General features: G+C 62.5%; 14 protein-coding genes. 12 read left to right on the top strand and 2 right to left on the bottom strand.

What is annotated here, in order from left to right; genetic code table 11:
• The first annotated feature begins 108 nt into the window (after window positions 1-108).
• From C9I57_RS18590 to C9I57_RS18635, 10 genes are all read left to right on the top strand, one after another.
• On the top strand, window positions 109-816 hold the full coding sequence (locus tag C9I57_RS18590) for a virB8 family protein (RefSeq protein ID WP_107152123.1): 708 nt from the start codon (window positions 109-111) through the stop codon (window positions 814-816).
• Entirely contained in the window at window positions 813-1,655 is an 843-nt protein-coding gene (locus C9I57_RS18595) for a TrbG/VirB9 family P-type conjugative transfer protein (RefSeq protein ID WP_107152124.1), read from the top strand. Before C9I57_RS18590 ends, C9I57_RS18595 begins: the two co-directional genes overlap by 4 nt.
• Window positions 1,656-1,659: 4 nt before the next feature.
• On the top strand, window positions 1,660-2,901 hold the full coding sequence (gene virB10 / locus C9I57_RS18600) for a type IV secretion system protein VirB10 (protein ID WP_440130228.1): 1,242 nt from the start codon (window positions 1,660-1,662) through the stop codon (window positions 2,899-2,901).
• A complete protein-coding gene (gene virB11 / locus C9I57_RS18605) occupies window positions 2,898-4,016 on the top strand; it encodes a P-type DNA transfer ATPase VirB11 (protein WP_107152126.1) in 1,119 nt (372 codons plus the stop codon). The genes virB10 and virB11 overlap by 4 nt, the downstream gene beginning before the upstream one ends.
• A 7-nt stretch (window positions 4,017-4,023) precedes the next feature.
• Window positions 4,024-4,425, top strand: coding sequence for a hypothetical protein (locus C9I57_RS18610; protein WP_107152127.1), 402 nt, complete (start codon window positions 4,024-4,026; stop codon window positions 4,423-4,425).
• Window positions 4,422-6,158, top strand: coding sequence for a type IV secretory system conjugative DNA transfer family protein (locus C9I57_RS18615; RefSeq protein WP_107152128.1), 1,737 nt, complete (start codon window positions 4,422-4,424; stop codon window positions 6,156-6,158). Before C9I57_RS18610 ends, C9I57_RS18615 begins: the two co-directional genes overlap by 4 nt.
• The gene (locus C9I57_RS18620) at window positions 6,155-7,999 is read left to right on the top strand and encodes a PriCT-2 domain-containing protein (protein ID WP_107152129.1); all 1,845 of its coding nucleotides are present in this window, start codon (window positions 6,155-6,157) and stop codon (window positions 7,997-7,999) included. Before C9I57_RS18615 ends, C9I57_RS18620 begins: the two co-directional genes overlap by 4 nt.
• Before the next feature lie 47 nt (window positions 8,000-8,046).
• Window positions 8,047-9,555, top strand: a complete 1,509-nt coding sequence (locus tag C9I57_RS18625; RefSeq protein WP_107152130.1) for an LPD7 domain-containing protein — start codon at window positions 8,047-8,049, stop codon at window positions 9,553-9,555.
• 110 nt (window positions 9,556-9,665) lie between these two features.
• On the top strand, window positions 9,666-10,106 hold the full coding sequence (locus C9I57_RS18630; protein WP_308836362.1) for a plasmid stabilization protein: 441 nt from the start codon (window positions 9,666-9,668) through the stop codon (window positions 10,104-10,106).
• Window position 10,107: 1 nt separating this feature from the next.
• Window positions 10,108-11,121, top strand: coding sequence for a relaxase/mobilization nuclease domain-containing protein (locus C9I57_RS18635; RefSeq protein ID WP_107152132.1), 1,014 nt, complete (start codon window positions 10,108-10,110; stop codon window positions 11,119-11,121).
• Window positions 11,122-11,203: 82 nt separating this feature from the next.
• Here C9I57_RS18635 and C9I57_RS18640 read toward each other — a convergent pair whose 3' ends face one another.
• Window positions 11,204-11,632: a hypothetical protein gene (locus tag C9I57_RS18640; RefSeq protein ID WP_107152133.1), complete on the bottom strand. Its 429-nt coding sequence runs from the start codon at window positions 11,630-11,632 to the stop codon at window positions 11,204-11,206.
• Between the two features lie 215 nt (window positions 11,633-11,847).
• Window positions 11,848-12,348, bottom strand: a complete 501-nt coding sequence (locus C9I57_RS18645) for a hypothetical protein (RefSeq protein WP_107152134.1) — start codon at window positions 12,346-12,348, stop codon at window positions 11,848-11,850.
• 223 nt (window positions 12,349-12,571) lie between these two features.
• Between C9I57_RS18645 and C9I57_RS18650 the strand changes: the two genes are divergently transcribed.
• Both C9I57_RS18650 and C9I57_RS18655 read left to right on the top strand, forming a co-directional pair.
• Entirely contained in the window at window positions 12,572-12,895 is a 324-nt protein-coding gene (locus tag C9I57_RS18650) for a helix-turn-helix domain-containing protein (RefSeq protein WP_107152135.1), read from the top strand.
• A 135-nt stretch (window positions 12,896-13,030) separates the two neighbouring features.
• Window positions 13,031-13,339: an HU family DNA-binding protein gene (locus C9I57_RS18655; RefSeq protein ID WP_258187734.1), complete on the top strand. Its 309-nt coding sequence runs from the start codon at window positions 13,031-13,033 to the stop codon at window positions 13,337-13,339.
• Window positions 13,340-13,539: the final 200 nt, after the last annotated feature.

Consider the following 13,539-nt stretch of genomic DNA (forward strand, 5'->3'; position numbering starts at 1 on the left):
GGTTTTGCCGGATGGTTTGCTTCGGGTACCGATCAACCGAGTTCCGCCTGTTCCGGCAACGTCGGCTTCCTCCGCATTGCCTGACGCGCCAGTCGGAGGAGGTGGGCGATGAACAGCTCTGATGACTACGGGCGCGTGCTCGATATCGAGGCGTCGCTGACTCATCTGCAGGAGCGGTCGGAGCGGCGGGCGTGGCATGTCGCTTACGGCGCGGTTGGCGTCGCTGTGTTGAGCGTGGCGGCGCTTGCCATCATGGTCCCGTTCTATCGCGTTGTTCCTATGCCAATCGAGGTCGACCGCCTGACCGGCGAGGCGCAAGTGATCGATGTGCTTGATGCGCGACATGTTCATACGAAGGAAATCCAGGACAAGCACTGGGTCGAGGCATACGTGCGTGAGCGGGAACGCTATGACTGGGGCCTGTTGCAGATGGACTACGACGACGTGCTGGCCATGAGCGATGACGTGGTCGCGCGCGACTACCGCTCGATCTATAGCGGCCCGGACGCGCTCGACCGGCAGCTCGGGCCGAACATCGAGCGGCGCGTGCGGATTCTCTCGACCACGTTGCCGCCTGACGAACCCGGGCGCGCTGTTGTCCATATTGAGCGCACGACGTTCAAGAACGGTGAAGCGAATGCGCAGCCGCCCCAGCGTTTCGTGATCACGCTCGCCTACACGTATCGGCCGCAGGTCTTCACGCGTGAAAATGCCGCGATCGCGAATCCGTTTGGGTTCAAGGTCACAGCCTATAGCCGCGATCCGGAATATACGCCGCCCGCGTCGTCGGCGGCTGCAATCGGAGCGACGCCATGAGAGACGACTGGAAATGGCGTGTGCTGCGGGTGTTCTCGCTGGTGGGTCTCGTTGCGGTAAATCCTGCTGCCCGTGCCCATACCGTGCCGGGCTGGTCCGACGATTCCCGGGTACGTCAGGTGGTCTATCGGCCAGACGCGGTCGTACGTGTCGAGGCGCAACGCGGCTTTGCAACGCACATTGCGCTTGATTCGCAAGAGCACATTCAAGTGGTGGCTCCCGGCGATCGGGACGGCTGGCAGGTGGTAGCAAACAAGGGCGACCACGACGTGTACCTCAAGCCGCAACTCGCAGCGCACAACTCGAACCTGGAGATCCGTACCGACAGGCGCAGCTACAGCTTCGACCTCGTAGTGCTGCCGCTGAAGGCCAAGTTCGGCAACGACGAGGAGATGTACCGGGTGACCTTCGTCTATCCGGATCAAGCGAAAGCGCAGTCGCATGCCCAAAGCGCTGCAGCGCTCGTGAGCCGGCGCCTGGCGCAACCGCCCGTCGTGCGTAACACCTTGTATTCAATGCAGGTCATGCGTCACTCGGACGACATTGCGCCGACTGCAGCTTGGGACGATGGCCGATTTACGTACATTCGCATCCCGGCCAACCGGCGCATCCCGGCGATCTTTCGCGTGGCGGACGACGGCACTGAGAGCACGGTCGACAAGCACATGGATGGCGAAACGATCGTGGTTCACGAGGTGGGCAAACGCTTCGTGCTTCGTCTGGGCGAGGAGGTCGTGGGCATCTGGAACGACGCCTATGACATGGACGGTGTGCCGCCACGTAATGGCACGACCGCCGACGGCGTGAGACGTGTTTTGCGGAGTCACGATGATGAATGACCCGTTGAACGATCATCGGCCTCGCAACACGATCGAGCCGGATCAGCCTGTCGACCAGAGAGCGAATGCACCCGACCGCGATTCCGATCTCCCGGCCGGCGGGTTGGCGGATCGTGGCATGCCTGCGCTTGGTCAGTACCGAAGCGCACGACCACGGGCCTGGTGGCTGACGCCGCTCGTGGTCCTTCTCATCGCAGGTGCTGGCGCGGTCTGGACCGTGCATACCTTTCTTGCCCGTCACGACGCGCAGGCGAAAGCGCGTCGCGACGCAATAGCGGAAGCTGCGCCGGGCGGGCGGATATTCAAGGACGCGCCGCCGTCGGCGACGGGTGCGGCTTCCGCACCGAAGGCAGCGAGTGTGGAGGCGGCAGCTTCCGCGCCTGTCGCGAATCGTGTACCTGCATCGGCAAGGCCGACGCGGCCTGTGCGGAGCTACTACGATGCGCCGCTTCTTGCCACGGGCGCGACGCCCGAAGTGAATAGTCGCGAAGGAGATGGGCTGCCGACAGGAGGTATCCCGGGTGGTGTCGCGTCCGGAGCCGCGTCGGTGGGCGCGGGCGTGACTGGTCGTGCAACCGGTGCCTCGGGGCAGAGCGGGACCGGACCGCTTGCGCAGGCGTTGACGCCAACTGCCACACCGCGGGTACGCGCGAGCATGCTCGGTGATCGGAGCCTGATTCTGGCCCAGGGCGCAAAGATCGACTGTGCGGGCGACACGGCATTCGATTCGACCGAGGCGGGCATCTCCACCTGCACGGTGACGAAGAACGTCTATTCCGACGACGGCAAAGTGGTGTTGATCGAGCGGGGTTCACAGATCAACAGTGAGTATCGCTCAAACCTGGCGCCCGGGCAAAAGCGCGCTTTCATTCTCTCCGCGCGGATCAAGACGCCCGACGGGGTGACGATCCAGCTCGATTCGCCGGCGGCCGATGCGCTTGGCCGCATGGGAATCGACGGCTACGTGGACAACCACTGGGTGCAGCGCATCGGTGCAGCGCTGCTGCTCGGTATGACGCAGGACGCGATCGGCTATCTCGCCACACGCGGCGGGAATAGCAACAGCTCGGTCGTGTATCAGAACACCGAGCAGCAAGGCAACGACATGGCCTCGCACGTTCTGGATCGGACCATCAACATCCCGCCGACGCTGACGCAAAACCAGGGGGCCGAGTTCACGATCGTGGTGGCGCGCGACCTCGATTTCGGATCGGTGTATGCCCTTGAGCCGGAGGGATCGAGATGAGGCTGTGCACGGGTACATGGAATCCGGCCGACGACGTGGTGCTGGCGCGGCTTCCCGATGATGCATCGGTGCGCGAGTTGATGCGACCGTTCGCGCCGCTGCTCGACGATGCTGACGTTACGGAGCTTGTGATCAACCGGCCGCAGCGCGTACTGACCGAAACACATGGTGGCTGGCAGGGTTATGACTACGCCGAGCTTGATTACGAGCGTCTGATGTCGTTCGCGGTCGCCGTAGCCACGCTGACGAGCCAGGAGGTGTCGGCCCAGCATCCGGTGCTCTCGGCATTGCTGCCGGGGGATGCACGCATTCAGATTGTGGTGCCACCCGTAGTGCCATCGCGCACCGTTTCGATCACGATTCGGCGACCGTCTTCGCGCGAGAAGACGCTCGATGCTTACCGCGACGAAGGTTTGTTCGACGATACGGTGTGGCACCGGCCGGATGGGCTCGACGCCGTACAGCCGATGTTGCCGCCCCAGGCACGCAAGCTCGTCGATTGCCTTGAAGCGCGGGATCACGGCGCTTTTTTCGAGCAGGCGGTGGCCGGGCGTCTGAACATCGTCATCGTTGGCAACACGGGTTCGGGCAAAACCAGTTTTATGAAGACACTGTGCCGGTCCATTGGGCCGACCGAACGGATTGTGACGATCCAGGACGTCCGGGAATTGTTCCTGCCGCACATCGAAAATTGCGTGCACCTGACGTACAGCAAGGGCGGTCACGGTCAGGCACACGTGACGCCGGCCGACCTGATCGCGAGTGCCATGCGCATGCGTCCTGACCGCGTCCTCCTGGCCGAGCTGCGTGGCGCAGAAGCCTACGATTTCCTGAAACTGCTGACGACAGGTCACGCGGGCTCGATCACGAGCTACCACGCGCCGAATGTCACGGTCGCGGTCGAGCGCTTCGCGCTAATGGCCAAGGAGCATCCAGAAGCCGCGGCATATGACGATGGCGCGCTCAAGAGACTACTGTTCCTGACGATTGACGTGGTGGCGCACATGGAGGCCCATCCGCTCTACAACGGCGTTGGCGAGCAGATTGGCAAGCGCTGGGGCATGACGGAAATCTGGTTTGATCCGCTGCGCAAGGCGCGCACGACGTTCGCGTGAGGCCGATATGAACGCGACCGGCAAATCCTTAACAATTGTGAACGGTGTTGGCCCTGCGGCTTTCCACACACGGTCGGCCTTGGTTGCGCTCGCCGCGGTAGCAGTCGTCGCCATCGGTGTGCTGGCATCGCTGTGGGCCGCCTCATTCTTCCTCAACGCCAGCCTGCGGATGAATCCACTGCATGCTGGCCTCTGGGGTTGGCCGGATTCGCTACTCGCGTGGCTGCACGGTCAGATGCCGAACGCTGGACGGCGTCTGGCCGGTGCGGCGCTGCTGGGCGTGCTCACCGCGGTGGGCGGTCCCGCGGTCGGGTTGTACACCCTGTGGGAAAGTACCGGACGGCGGCGTCTGTATGGCAGTGCCCGATTCGCCAGCGAAGCGGAAATCCGCGCGGCGGGGTTGCTATGAACGCGCCGCCCAACACTCATGCACCGGCCCTGGTCGTTGGCGTCTGGCGCGGGCGCTACCTGCGTTTTCACGGTCAGCAGTTCGTGTTGCTGGCCGCCCCCGCGCGCTCGGGCAAGGGCGTCGGTATCGTGATCCCGAATCTGCTGAGCTACCCCGATTCGGTCGTCGTGCTCGACATCAAACGCGAAAACTATGCGCTAACCTCAGGGTTCCGCCGCGCGCACGGGCAAGACGTATATCTGTTCGACCCGTTCGCGGAGGACGCCCGAACCCACCGGTACAACCCGCTGTCGGCGATCTCGGACGGACACTTCCGCGTGGGTGACATTCTCGCCATCGGCTACGCGTTGTATCCGGCCGGCGGCCATGATGATTTCTGGAAGGACCAGGCGCGCAATCTGTTTCTCGGCATCGTGCTGTTGCTCTGCGAGTGGCGTGACGCGCGAAGGGCAGGCAAGGGTGCTTCGATACCCGACTATCCCGTCACGATGGGCGAGGTGCTGCGGCAGTCGTCGGGCCACGGCATGCCTGTGAAATCGTACTTGCAACGCGCGCTGGTTCAGCATCGCGGACTGCTCAGCGGCCCCTGCGTCGATGCACTCAACCGCTTCCTGTCGAACGACGACAAGGTGCTCGCGAGCATTCTCGCGACCTTCCATGCCCCGCTCACAATCTGGGCTAACCCGATCGTCGATGCGGCGACCAGTGCCAACGATTTCGATCTTCGCGATGTACGTCGTCGTCGCATGTCCGTCTATATCGGCATTACACCGGACCACCTGTCCGAAGCCGCATTGGTCGTCAACCTGCTGTTCTCGCAGCTCGTCAACCTGAATACGAAGCAATTGCCAGAAGCCGATCCGGCGTTGCGCTTTCAGTGCCTGCTGCTGCTCGACGAAATGACGGCCATCGGAAAGATTCACATCATCGCGCGTGCGGTCGCCTACATGGCTGGCTACAACCTGCGGCTGATTTCCATTGTCCAGTCGATCGCGCAGTTGGAATCCGTCTACGGACGTGCCGATGCTCGCACGTTCGTTACAAACCACGCGATGCAGATCCTCTACGCCCCTCGTGAGCAGAAGGACGCGAACGACTACTCAGAGATGCTCGGGACGTTCACCGAGCAATCCCGCAGCGTCAGCCGCCCAAGCTCCATGTTCGGTGGCCGCAGTGGGGCGAGCGAGAGCCTGTCCGAGCAGCGGCGCCCCTTGCTGCTGCCGCAGGAGTTGAAAGAGCTCGGGCGCGAGAGGGAAATCATCGTCCTCGAGAACAGCAAGCCGATCCTTGCCGACAAGATCTGCTACTGGCGCGATCCAGAGTTTGCCTCGCGCATAGTCGCCGCGCCGTCGGTCCCCACAGTGAATCTCGCGCGCTTTACGGCTCAGGTGGAGCGGCGTCTGCGTGAGGTGCAGCCAGAAGACGTCGATTTCGAGGGCGCGGGCGATATCCATCTGCCTGCCGAGTATCTGGAGATTCTGCAGGCGTGGGATCCACGCGATTTGCCGCCGAGCCTGTCGGATATGAACGAGGACGAGGTCACCGCCTACGTCGAGCGGCATTTCATGCTGCTCGGTGTACCGGCAGAACGCGTTACACGAGCGACCCGGCAGCTAACGGTTGCGGACCTTGACGTTGCTGAGTTGCGGCCTGTCCGATCGACGCGAGTGAAACGTAGTTCGACATCGCGCGGCGCGTCGAACGTGGTGCCGGTCGAAGGAGCACGGCAATGAGCCAGCCGTATGTGGACGAGTCGGTGCGCGTGCGCGCGGCGCTAGCGGTGATCCCCGCCGATGACTATGGCACGTGGGTCGACATGGCCTTTGCCCTTAAGAACGGTCTGGGCGATGCCGGTTTCGAAATCTGGGACGAGTGGAGCCGGACAGCGGCCAACTACAACGAGCGTGCGGCGCGCACGACCTGGCGGTCGGCGAAGGAAACGGGTGGCAAGACGCTCGCGTCGCTCTTCTGGCTTGCCCGCCAGCACGGTTTCATTCTGAAGCGATCGCAGTACCCCGACCAGATGGCGACCGCACTTGCGCCGCGCGCCGATGCGCTGGAGCAGCGAGCGCGTGAAGAAGCGCGACAACGGGCCCGGCACGCTGCGGTGGCGCGCGAGGCAAACGCGATCTGGGAATGGGCCCGGCCGATCGGTCCCGAGCATCCCTATCTTGCGCGCAAGCAGCTTGAGCCGGTGCCGACGCTGCGGGAGCTTGAAGCGCCCGAATTGCATGCGTTGCTGGGCTACGTCCCAGCGAGCGAGGGCGAGCCGCTAACGGGACGCGTGCTCGTGGTGCCGTTCTGGATCGGCGAGACGATCTCGACGCTCGAACTCATCGACGAAAACGGACGCAAGTCGTCGCTCGCCGGAGGGCTTAAGCGAGGCGGTTACTGGATTGCCGGGGAGGCACCGAGCGACGCCGAATCAGCTGCGCCGATTCTGATCGGCGAAGGGATGGCGACGGTGTTGTCTGCCCACCGAGCGACCGGCTGGGTGGCGTTAGCGAGCCTGTCGAGTGGAACGCTGCCTCAGGTTGCCGCCATTCTGCGAGCGCGATTTCCCGAGGCCGAGCTGGTGGTGCTGGCGGACCTTGGTCCTGGCGAAGCCAAGGCTCGGGAGGCCGCGCAAGCGTCGCATGCCCATCTGGCGGTGCCGGTATTTGCGAAAGAGGAGCGGATCGATGACAAGTTGCCCACTGACTTCAACGACATGGCGGTGTTGTCGAGCTTCGCGAGCGTGGGCGACCGCCTTCGAGAAATCGTGTCTCGGCGCGAAGGGCCATTGTCGCCGACCTTCGGGCCAACGGCGGATTTGGAAACAGGAATGGTGCCGGACGAACAGAAGGAGGATGTGATGGGTAACGTGAAGGAAAAGCTGGTGACAGAAGCGCAGGAGCCGTCGCGGCGTCGCGGCTCGAAGCGAAGTGATTCGAAGCAGGTAGCTGCGCCGGAATCGCCGTCGCCATTGGCAGAATCCGGTACGGCCAAGCCTCCTGCCACGACGACGCCTACCGATGACTCGCCTGCAGTCGTCTCGCGGCAGTTCGCACCGACGCGTCCCCCAGTGGGCGAGCCACTGTTTGCCGTGACGGACGTGCCGAACGAGGTCAGGGCGCTGGCCGAGCATCGCTTCGGGTCACCACTGCGGATGGGTACGCCTCGCGAGAACGGCGGGCCGTACCGCGGCGAGGTCTTCAACACCGATCATTACCTCATCCAGCAGGTTGCTACGCGCAGCGTGGTTTTCCATCCAAAGGTGCAGATGGAGTTCGTGTCCGAGCGACTGCGGTGGATGGACAAGAACGCACGGCTGAACGGCGCCGAGCTGCAGGTCGGATACGACGGTGACCGGCCGAAAGTCTATCCGTGGGATCGCGCGCGTGACCTGCTGGAGCGCACCGTGGGATCACTGAAGAAGTCGGCCCGCGAACTGAATTTCAGTCCGAACCTCGAAGTGATGCTTGATCAGTTGCAGACGCGATCGTGGACTCGCGTGCGGGAGGCCCGCGCGGCGGCGCTGGAGCAGTCAAAGGAGCGGGCTGCGTCGCAGGAACCACCCGGACCTGATCGCTAACCGCCTTCGAGTTGCCAATCGCGGCAAATCATTAACGGAGTCGCACAATGACCGAAATCTCTTCCCCCGCCGATCCAGTCATCAACGTGATCGAGCAAGACACTTTCGGCCGCCCGAATGCTGAAGCGCAGTCGAGCGGTGAGGGGCGTAATCATCGGGTCGACGAAGCTGCGATGGGTGCCGTGGCGGCCCGACGCCGTCGCGAATTCGATGCGGCTCGCGCACGTCTACGCGACCAGCCGATCCGAGATGAAGGGCTAAGGCTAGACCCTGACTCACGCGCGCTCGCGGACGATCCAGCAGCAAACAACGGAACTGCTCGCGTACCGCTGGAGCCGGTTCCCGAACGTGTGCGTAAGCGCTATCTGCGCGAGGGCCACCGGTATTTTCTGAAGGACGTGCCGTACCAACTGGCATTCGAGGATTTGGGTCCCTACCTCGTCACTGAGCACAATCGGCCGGACGTGGTGGAATCGATGGTCGACATGGCCGCTGCGAAATCGTGGAGGCGCATTCGCGTCTCGGGTCATGAAGCGTTCCGCAGTGAAGTGTGGGTGCAGGCTACGGTCCTTGGGATCGAGGTGAGCGGTTATGTGCCGAAGCCGGCGGATCTCGCTCGTCTGGCTGATGCCCGGCAGGCCCGATTGAACAATCGGATCGAGACGGATGCTTCGGTAGTTCCGTCCGGGGCGCCGGCGCCTGCCAATGAACGTACCGAAAGAGCGTCAGTCTCGGCGTCACGTGATGAAGTGCCGGGTGTGGGCGTTGGCGCCAGCGATGCATTGCGGTTCGGAGCTAGGCCCCAGCCTCAGGCCCGGGAACGTTCGGATAGACGGCCGCAGGCTGCGAGTGACGAACCCGAAGCGCCGCGCCGGTATGCTGGAGAACTGCGAGAGCACGGTCACGCGCCGTATCAGAACAATCCCGCCCGAAGCGACTCCTATTACGTGGTTTTTCGCGATGCCGCTGGCACCGATCAGGTCGTCTGGGGCGTGGATCTCGAGCGCGCGGTCCAAGAGTCGCATGCCGAGCCGGGAGAGCACGTTGTCCTGGAAAACCAGGGTCGTCGGCTGGTGACGGTCAAGGCCCCGATCTTCGATGGTCAGGGTGTGATGGTTGGGGAGGAAGAGAAGGACGTATACCGGAACACCTGGCAAGTCGAGCTCGTGGATCGGCATCGGTCTGCGACCGTATCCGAGGCACGTTCAGAACAGGCGCCGGATGGTGTTGCGGCGCCTGCGGATGGGGTGCGCAAGGATGCACGAGACCGGTCCCGCTCAGCGGTGTCTGACGAAGACAAGGTGTTGCACCTGGCCGTGCTGACTGGCGCCATGCGTGAACAGGGGTTTAGTGCCCGCTCGATCTCGCGGGTGCGACAGCGTGCCGAAGCCATGCTCGATGCGTTTGGCAGGGATGGGATTCCGGTACCCCGGCCACGCGTCTTCGACCCGAAGGCGCCATCCGAACGTGAGCGCCGCGCGCGGCCAGGGCCGGAGCGCACGCGGACCCGCGAGCTTGAGATCACACCTGCCGAACCGTTGCTGCCGGCTCGATAAATGGGCGTCTGGGAATGCGCATCCGTGAGCGATTGTGTGTCGAGCTGGCGGGAATGCGCCCGGTCTGGGAGGCATGGTGCGCGCATCGCGGAGTGACAACTGCCGAGGGCGTGCGGCAGTTGATCACGGCCGCGCTCGACGCACAGGAGATCGACAGTGATGCGCCTGTCGGAATCGTGACTCAGTCAACCGCTGTCGATGAGCCGCGTACACGCATTGAAGTCAGGTTGACCCACTCGGAACTAGAGGCGATCGATAAGCGGGCCGCTGCGTCCGGTTTAACGAGTAACCGCTGGATCGTGGCGCTCATCCGGGCGCAGTTGACGCGCGAGCCGCAGCTTGGACAAATCGAGATGAGGTTACTGTCCGATTCGAATCAGCACCTTGCTGTGGTCAGCCGCTGGCTGGCGCAGCTTGCGCGTGATGCATCGGCGGGGCGCTTGGCGCCCCATAGCGAGCCAAATCTGGGCGCGGTTCGGCAACAGATTGACGCGCACCTGCGCGCCGTCACGGCTGTGATTCGTGCGAATCTTGATCGATGGAGCCGATGAGATGGGTTATCCGAAGATTTACATCGATGCGATGCTCCTGAATTGGGGTGATCGGCTGTTCCAGGAGCCGTTTCGACATGCCCGCGCGCCGCGGCGTTCTCGCGCGGGATTGCGTAGTGAAGCGAAGCGCATGCGCGAAAAGCTGGCGCGCACGCTTCGGGGCACTCCCGAGGTCATGGTGAAGATCACCAACAAGGCATCGAGTGCTCAGGGCATGGGCGCAGTGAAACGGCACCTGCGGTATATCTCTCGCAACGGACGGGTTGAACTCGAAGACCAAAATGGAGACAAGATCGCGGGTGCTGAGGCCGTGCGGGACCTCGTGCGGACATGGCAGTTGGGCGGATGGGGGATACCCGAGACGAGTCATCGTCGCGAGGTTTTTAATATCCTGCTATCGATGCCCCCGGGAACGAACCGGCAGGCCGTGCGCGATGCTGCTCGTGATTTTGCGGCGCTCGAATTTGGCGATGGGCGTGCGTATGTCTTTGCCGCGCACGATGACGAGCCGCATCCACACGTGCATCTGAGCGTGCAGGTGAGGGGACCGGATGGGCGCCGGCTCAATCCGCGCAAACAGGATTTGAGGCGCTGGCGTGAGCGATTTGCGGAGCAGCTTCGCGAGCATGGTGTCGACGCAAACGCCACGCTCCGAGGCACGCGTGGCGTGACAAAACGATATCCCAGTCAGGGCGTCACACATATGCTCGCGCGCGGTGAAGTGCCGATCTACTGGCGTGCCGTCGCGACTGACGAGCAGAGAGAGGCGGGACGGAAGGCACACGATGGCGTATTTGCGGCGTGGCGGGAGGTGGCGCGGTCGATGGCGGCATCCTCCGTCAAGACAGATCGTGCAATGGCAGCCAGCATTGTAGATTTTGTGCGCGCCATGCCGGTGCAGCAGCAGGCTCCCACTCCCGAGGCCCGGCCGGAAACGGCACCGACGCGCGGAGATCGGCCCGTACCTGAGCGCGACAATCTACGTGGCGGCCGCGATTCGGACATCGAGCGCTGATGCAGAAAGAACGATGGCGCAAATGGATCAACGGGCCTTGTCCGCTCAGGATCGTCGATGAAAACCCTCAACTGCGAATTGTTCACGGGTCGATGAGCCACGCCGGCGCACCTTTGTATGTCGCGAAGAGCAGGAAAAGCAAGGCGATGGCGAGGAGCGGGAGGCCGTAGAGCGCGACAGGAAAAAACAGCACCAGTTGAAGCAACGACCCGCCGATGCCATACATGACATTCGTTTCGCGCACGTTTTCGTGTATCAGCTTGGTGGCTGCAGCGATGCCGAGCGCCGCCAGGGCAATTCCTCCGTACCCCGGCGTATGATGTAGCGAGGCAGTCGCCCATGCGAAATATCCCCACCAAACGAAATTGATTGCGATGGCTGCGAGCCAGAAGCCGCGCATACTGAAAATGCTGTAGCCGAATGCGCGTCGGCAGTGGCGATTAAGTTTCTGGATTCCTTTGGCAACCACAAGCAGGATACCCACGACGATGGCGAGTTTGAGCAAAGCCATGTGATGTTCTCCTTCGAGGTGAAGCGCGGCAGCGGGCAATTCCGGAAGAGAGGAAAACGCACAGCCGCTCGAGACGGTTTTGCCTGTCTTCTATCCACTATAGGCAGTCGGGCCACGAATGCAACGAATGGTCGCTGACGTGGATCGCTGTGCCGCCGCGCGGTCGGCCCGCGGCGCATCGATTCGCCTGTTGGCGCGCCGGCCGGTATGGGCGCCTACCAAGAGCGTAGTTGCTGCTGAGCGAGTACGACGTTGATGCACAACGTCCCGATGCTTAGCAGTTTAACCGTGTCCCCTTGCAGCGCGCGCTCGTAAAGATTCAAAAACAGTGAACACCATTTCACAGAGAAATCCGGAAGCGGCGATGCAGGTCGGACGTCGTCGCGACGGACGTTATCTCCGCGGCTGGCTGCCGGCAGGATCGGCATGTCGATCCGCGTCACAACGTTATGCTGCCCGTGCAGAAAGTCTGGATGATCCTCTCGCAACAGGAACAGCACGGTGGCGACGAGTTCCACGTCTTCATCCATCTGTTCGCCATGGCGGGCCTGTGCGGCGGCAAGACCATAGGCCCCTACCATTTCACGGCTGCGTCGGTCGATCCACTGTTCAGCCTGTACCAGTTGCTCGTTGAGCATCGAAAGGCGATTCAGTTCGAGCTCGCGGACGTCAGTGAGGGGGCAGGCCAGCGGCCGCTTGTCCGGTGTTTGTTCCATCCAGTACTCCTTTGATGGGTCTCGGCGGGCCTTGCGAAACACGTGGCCGAGTGAGGGGCGAAGGCCCGGTGTCAAAACCATGTTTCATGGGCCGCCCTGCGATGCGGCGACAAAGACGTTCACATATCCGGCGCGTAGTTGTCGAATGCTACGATAATCGTAGTATCTAGCCGGACGCTTTGCAACGATATTCGTAGCTTCATTTGTAACGAGCTACCAGTGAATGTCTGCCGCGCCGGCTTCTGTCTTTGGAACGCGACTGAAGGAGGCTCGCCTGGAGGCCGGGCTGTCGCAGAAGCAGCTCGGGATCGAGGCGGGCCTGGATCCTTTCGTCGCAAGTACCCGCATTAACCGGTATGAACTGGGCGTTCACAAGGTGGATTACACGTTTGCGATTCGTCTCGCGACCGTGCTCCGGGTCCCAGTGGCGTTCCTCTATGCGGACGACACCGAGCTGGCGAGCTTGATCTTGGCTTTTGGCAGGCTTTCTAAGCGGAAAAGAGCGGATCTGCTGATGCATGCACGGAGCCTTGAGGCGGGATCATAACCGAGCTGCTTGTGACGAGCGCAGGCGTAGACCGGGGCTGTGACGGTTGGGACTTGTGCCGAATGCGCACTTCGGGGTAGGTTATGCGGGAACGTCCGTTCAGTTTCGCTCGGAACCACTCATCGACGTCGCGGTATTCGGCAAGAGGAAAGCAAACTTATGAATAAGCAGGAACTGATTGATGCGGTGGCATCGGCTACCGGCTCGAGTAAGGCAAGCGCAGGGGAAGCAATAGACGCAGTGATCGGGGCCATTTCGAAAGCAGTCGCGCAAGGCGATACCGTGCAACTCGTCGGCTTCGGTTCGTTCAGCCAGGGGGTACGTGCGGCTCGAACCGGACGAAACCCTTCGACGGGAGAGGCAATCGATATTCCCGCTGCGAGGACTGTCAAGTTTACGGCTGGCAAGGCTTTCAAGGAGTATGTCAACGGGGGCGGAAAGTAGCTCGTCAACCAAAACCCTTACGACTTGCGGTATTGGTCGCGTTATGGCTTTGGCCAGTTCAGGAAATTGCCGCTCGCCGGGTTGGCGCGCTCTCCTACCAAGCTTAGTGCCCCAGATAGCGCCTTGGCCGAACGGCTAGCGACTGTGTTCGATCCACTCCCGCCGTTGTGCCCGTCGTGGCTCCAAGGGCTGCTACCAAA

It is taken from the genome of Trinickia symbiotica (genome assembly GCF_003028655.1).
Lineage (GTDB): Bacteria > Pseudomonadota > Gammaproteobacteria > Burkholderiales > Burkholderiaceae > Trinickia > Trinickia symbiotica_A.

Coding starts and splice junctions, on each gene's coding strand:
- C9I57_RS18590 (WP_107152123.1), top strand. CDS start 109: ATGAACAGCTCTGATGACTACGGGCGCGTGCTCGATATCGAGGCGTCG.
- C9I57_RS18595 (WP_107152124.1), top strand. CDS start 813: ATGAGAGACGACTGGAAATGGCGTGTGCTGCGGGTGTTCTCGCTGGTG.
- virB11 (WP_107152126.1), top strand. CDS start 2,898: ATGAGGCTGTGCACGGGTACATGGAATCCGGCCGACGACGTGGTGCTG.
- C9I57_RS18610 (WP_107152127.1), top strand. CDS start 4,024: ATGAACGCGACCGGCAAATCCTTAACAATTGTGAACGGTGTTGGCCCT.
- C9I57_RS18615 (WP_107152128.1), top strand. CDS start 4,422: ATGAACGCGCCGCCCAACACTCATGCACCGGCCCTGGTCGTTGGCGTC.
- C9I57_RS18620 (WP_107152129.1), top strand. CDS start 6,155: ATGAGCCAGCCGTATGTGGACGAGTCGGTGCGCGTGCGCGCGGCGCTA.
- C9I57_RS18625 (WP_107152130.1), top strand. CDS start 8,047: ATGACCGAAATCTCTTCCCCCGCCGATCCAGTCATCAACGTGATCGAG.
- C9I57_RS18635 (WP_107152132.1), top strand. CDS start 10,108: ATGGGTTATCCGAAGATTTACATCGATGCGATGCTCCTGAATTGGGGT.
- C9I57_RS18640 (WP_107152133.1), bottom strand. CDS start 11,632: ATGGCTTTGCTCAAACTCGCCATCGTCGTGGGTATCCTGCTTGTGGTT.
- C9I57_RS18645 (WP_107152134.1), bottom strand. CDS start 12,348: ATGGAACAAACACCGGACAAGCGGCCGCTGGCCTGCCCCCTCACTGAC.
- C9I57_RS18650 (WP_107152135.1), top strand. CDS start 12,572: ATGTCTGCCGCGCCGGCTTCTGTCTTTGGAACGCGACTGAAGGAGGCT.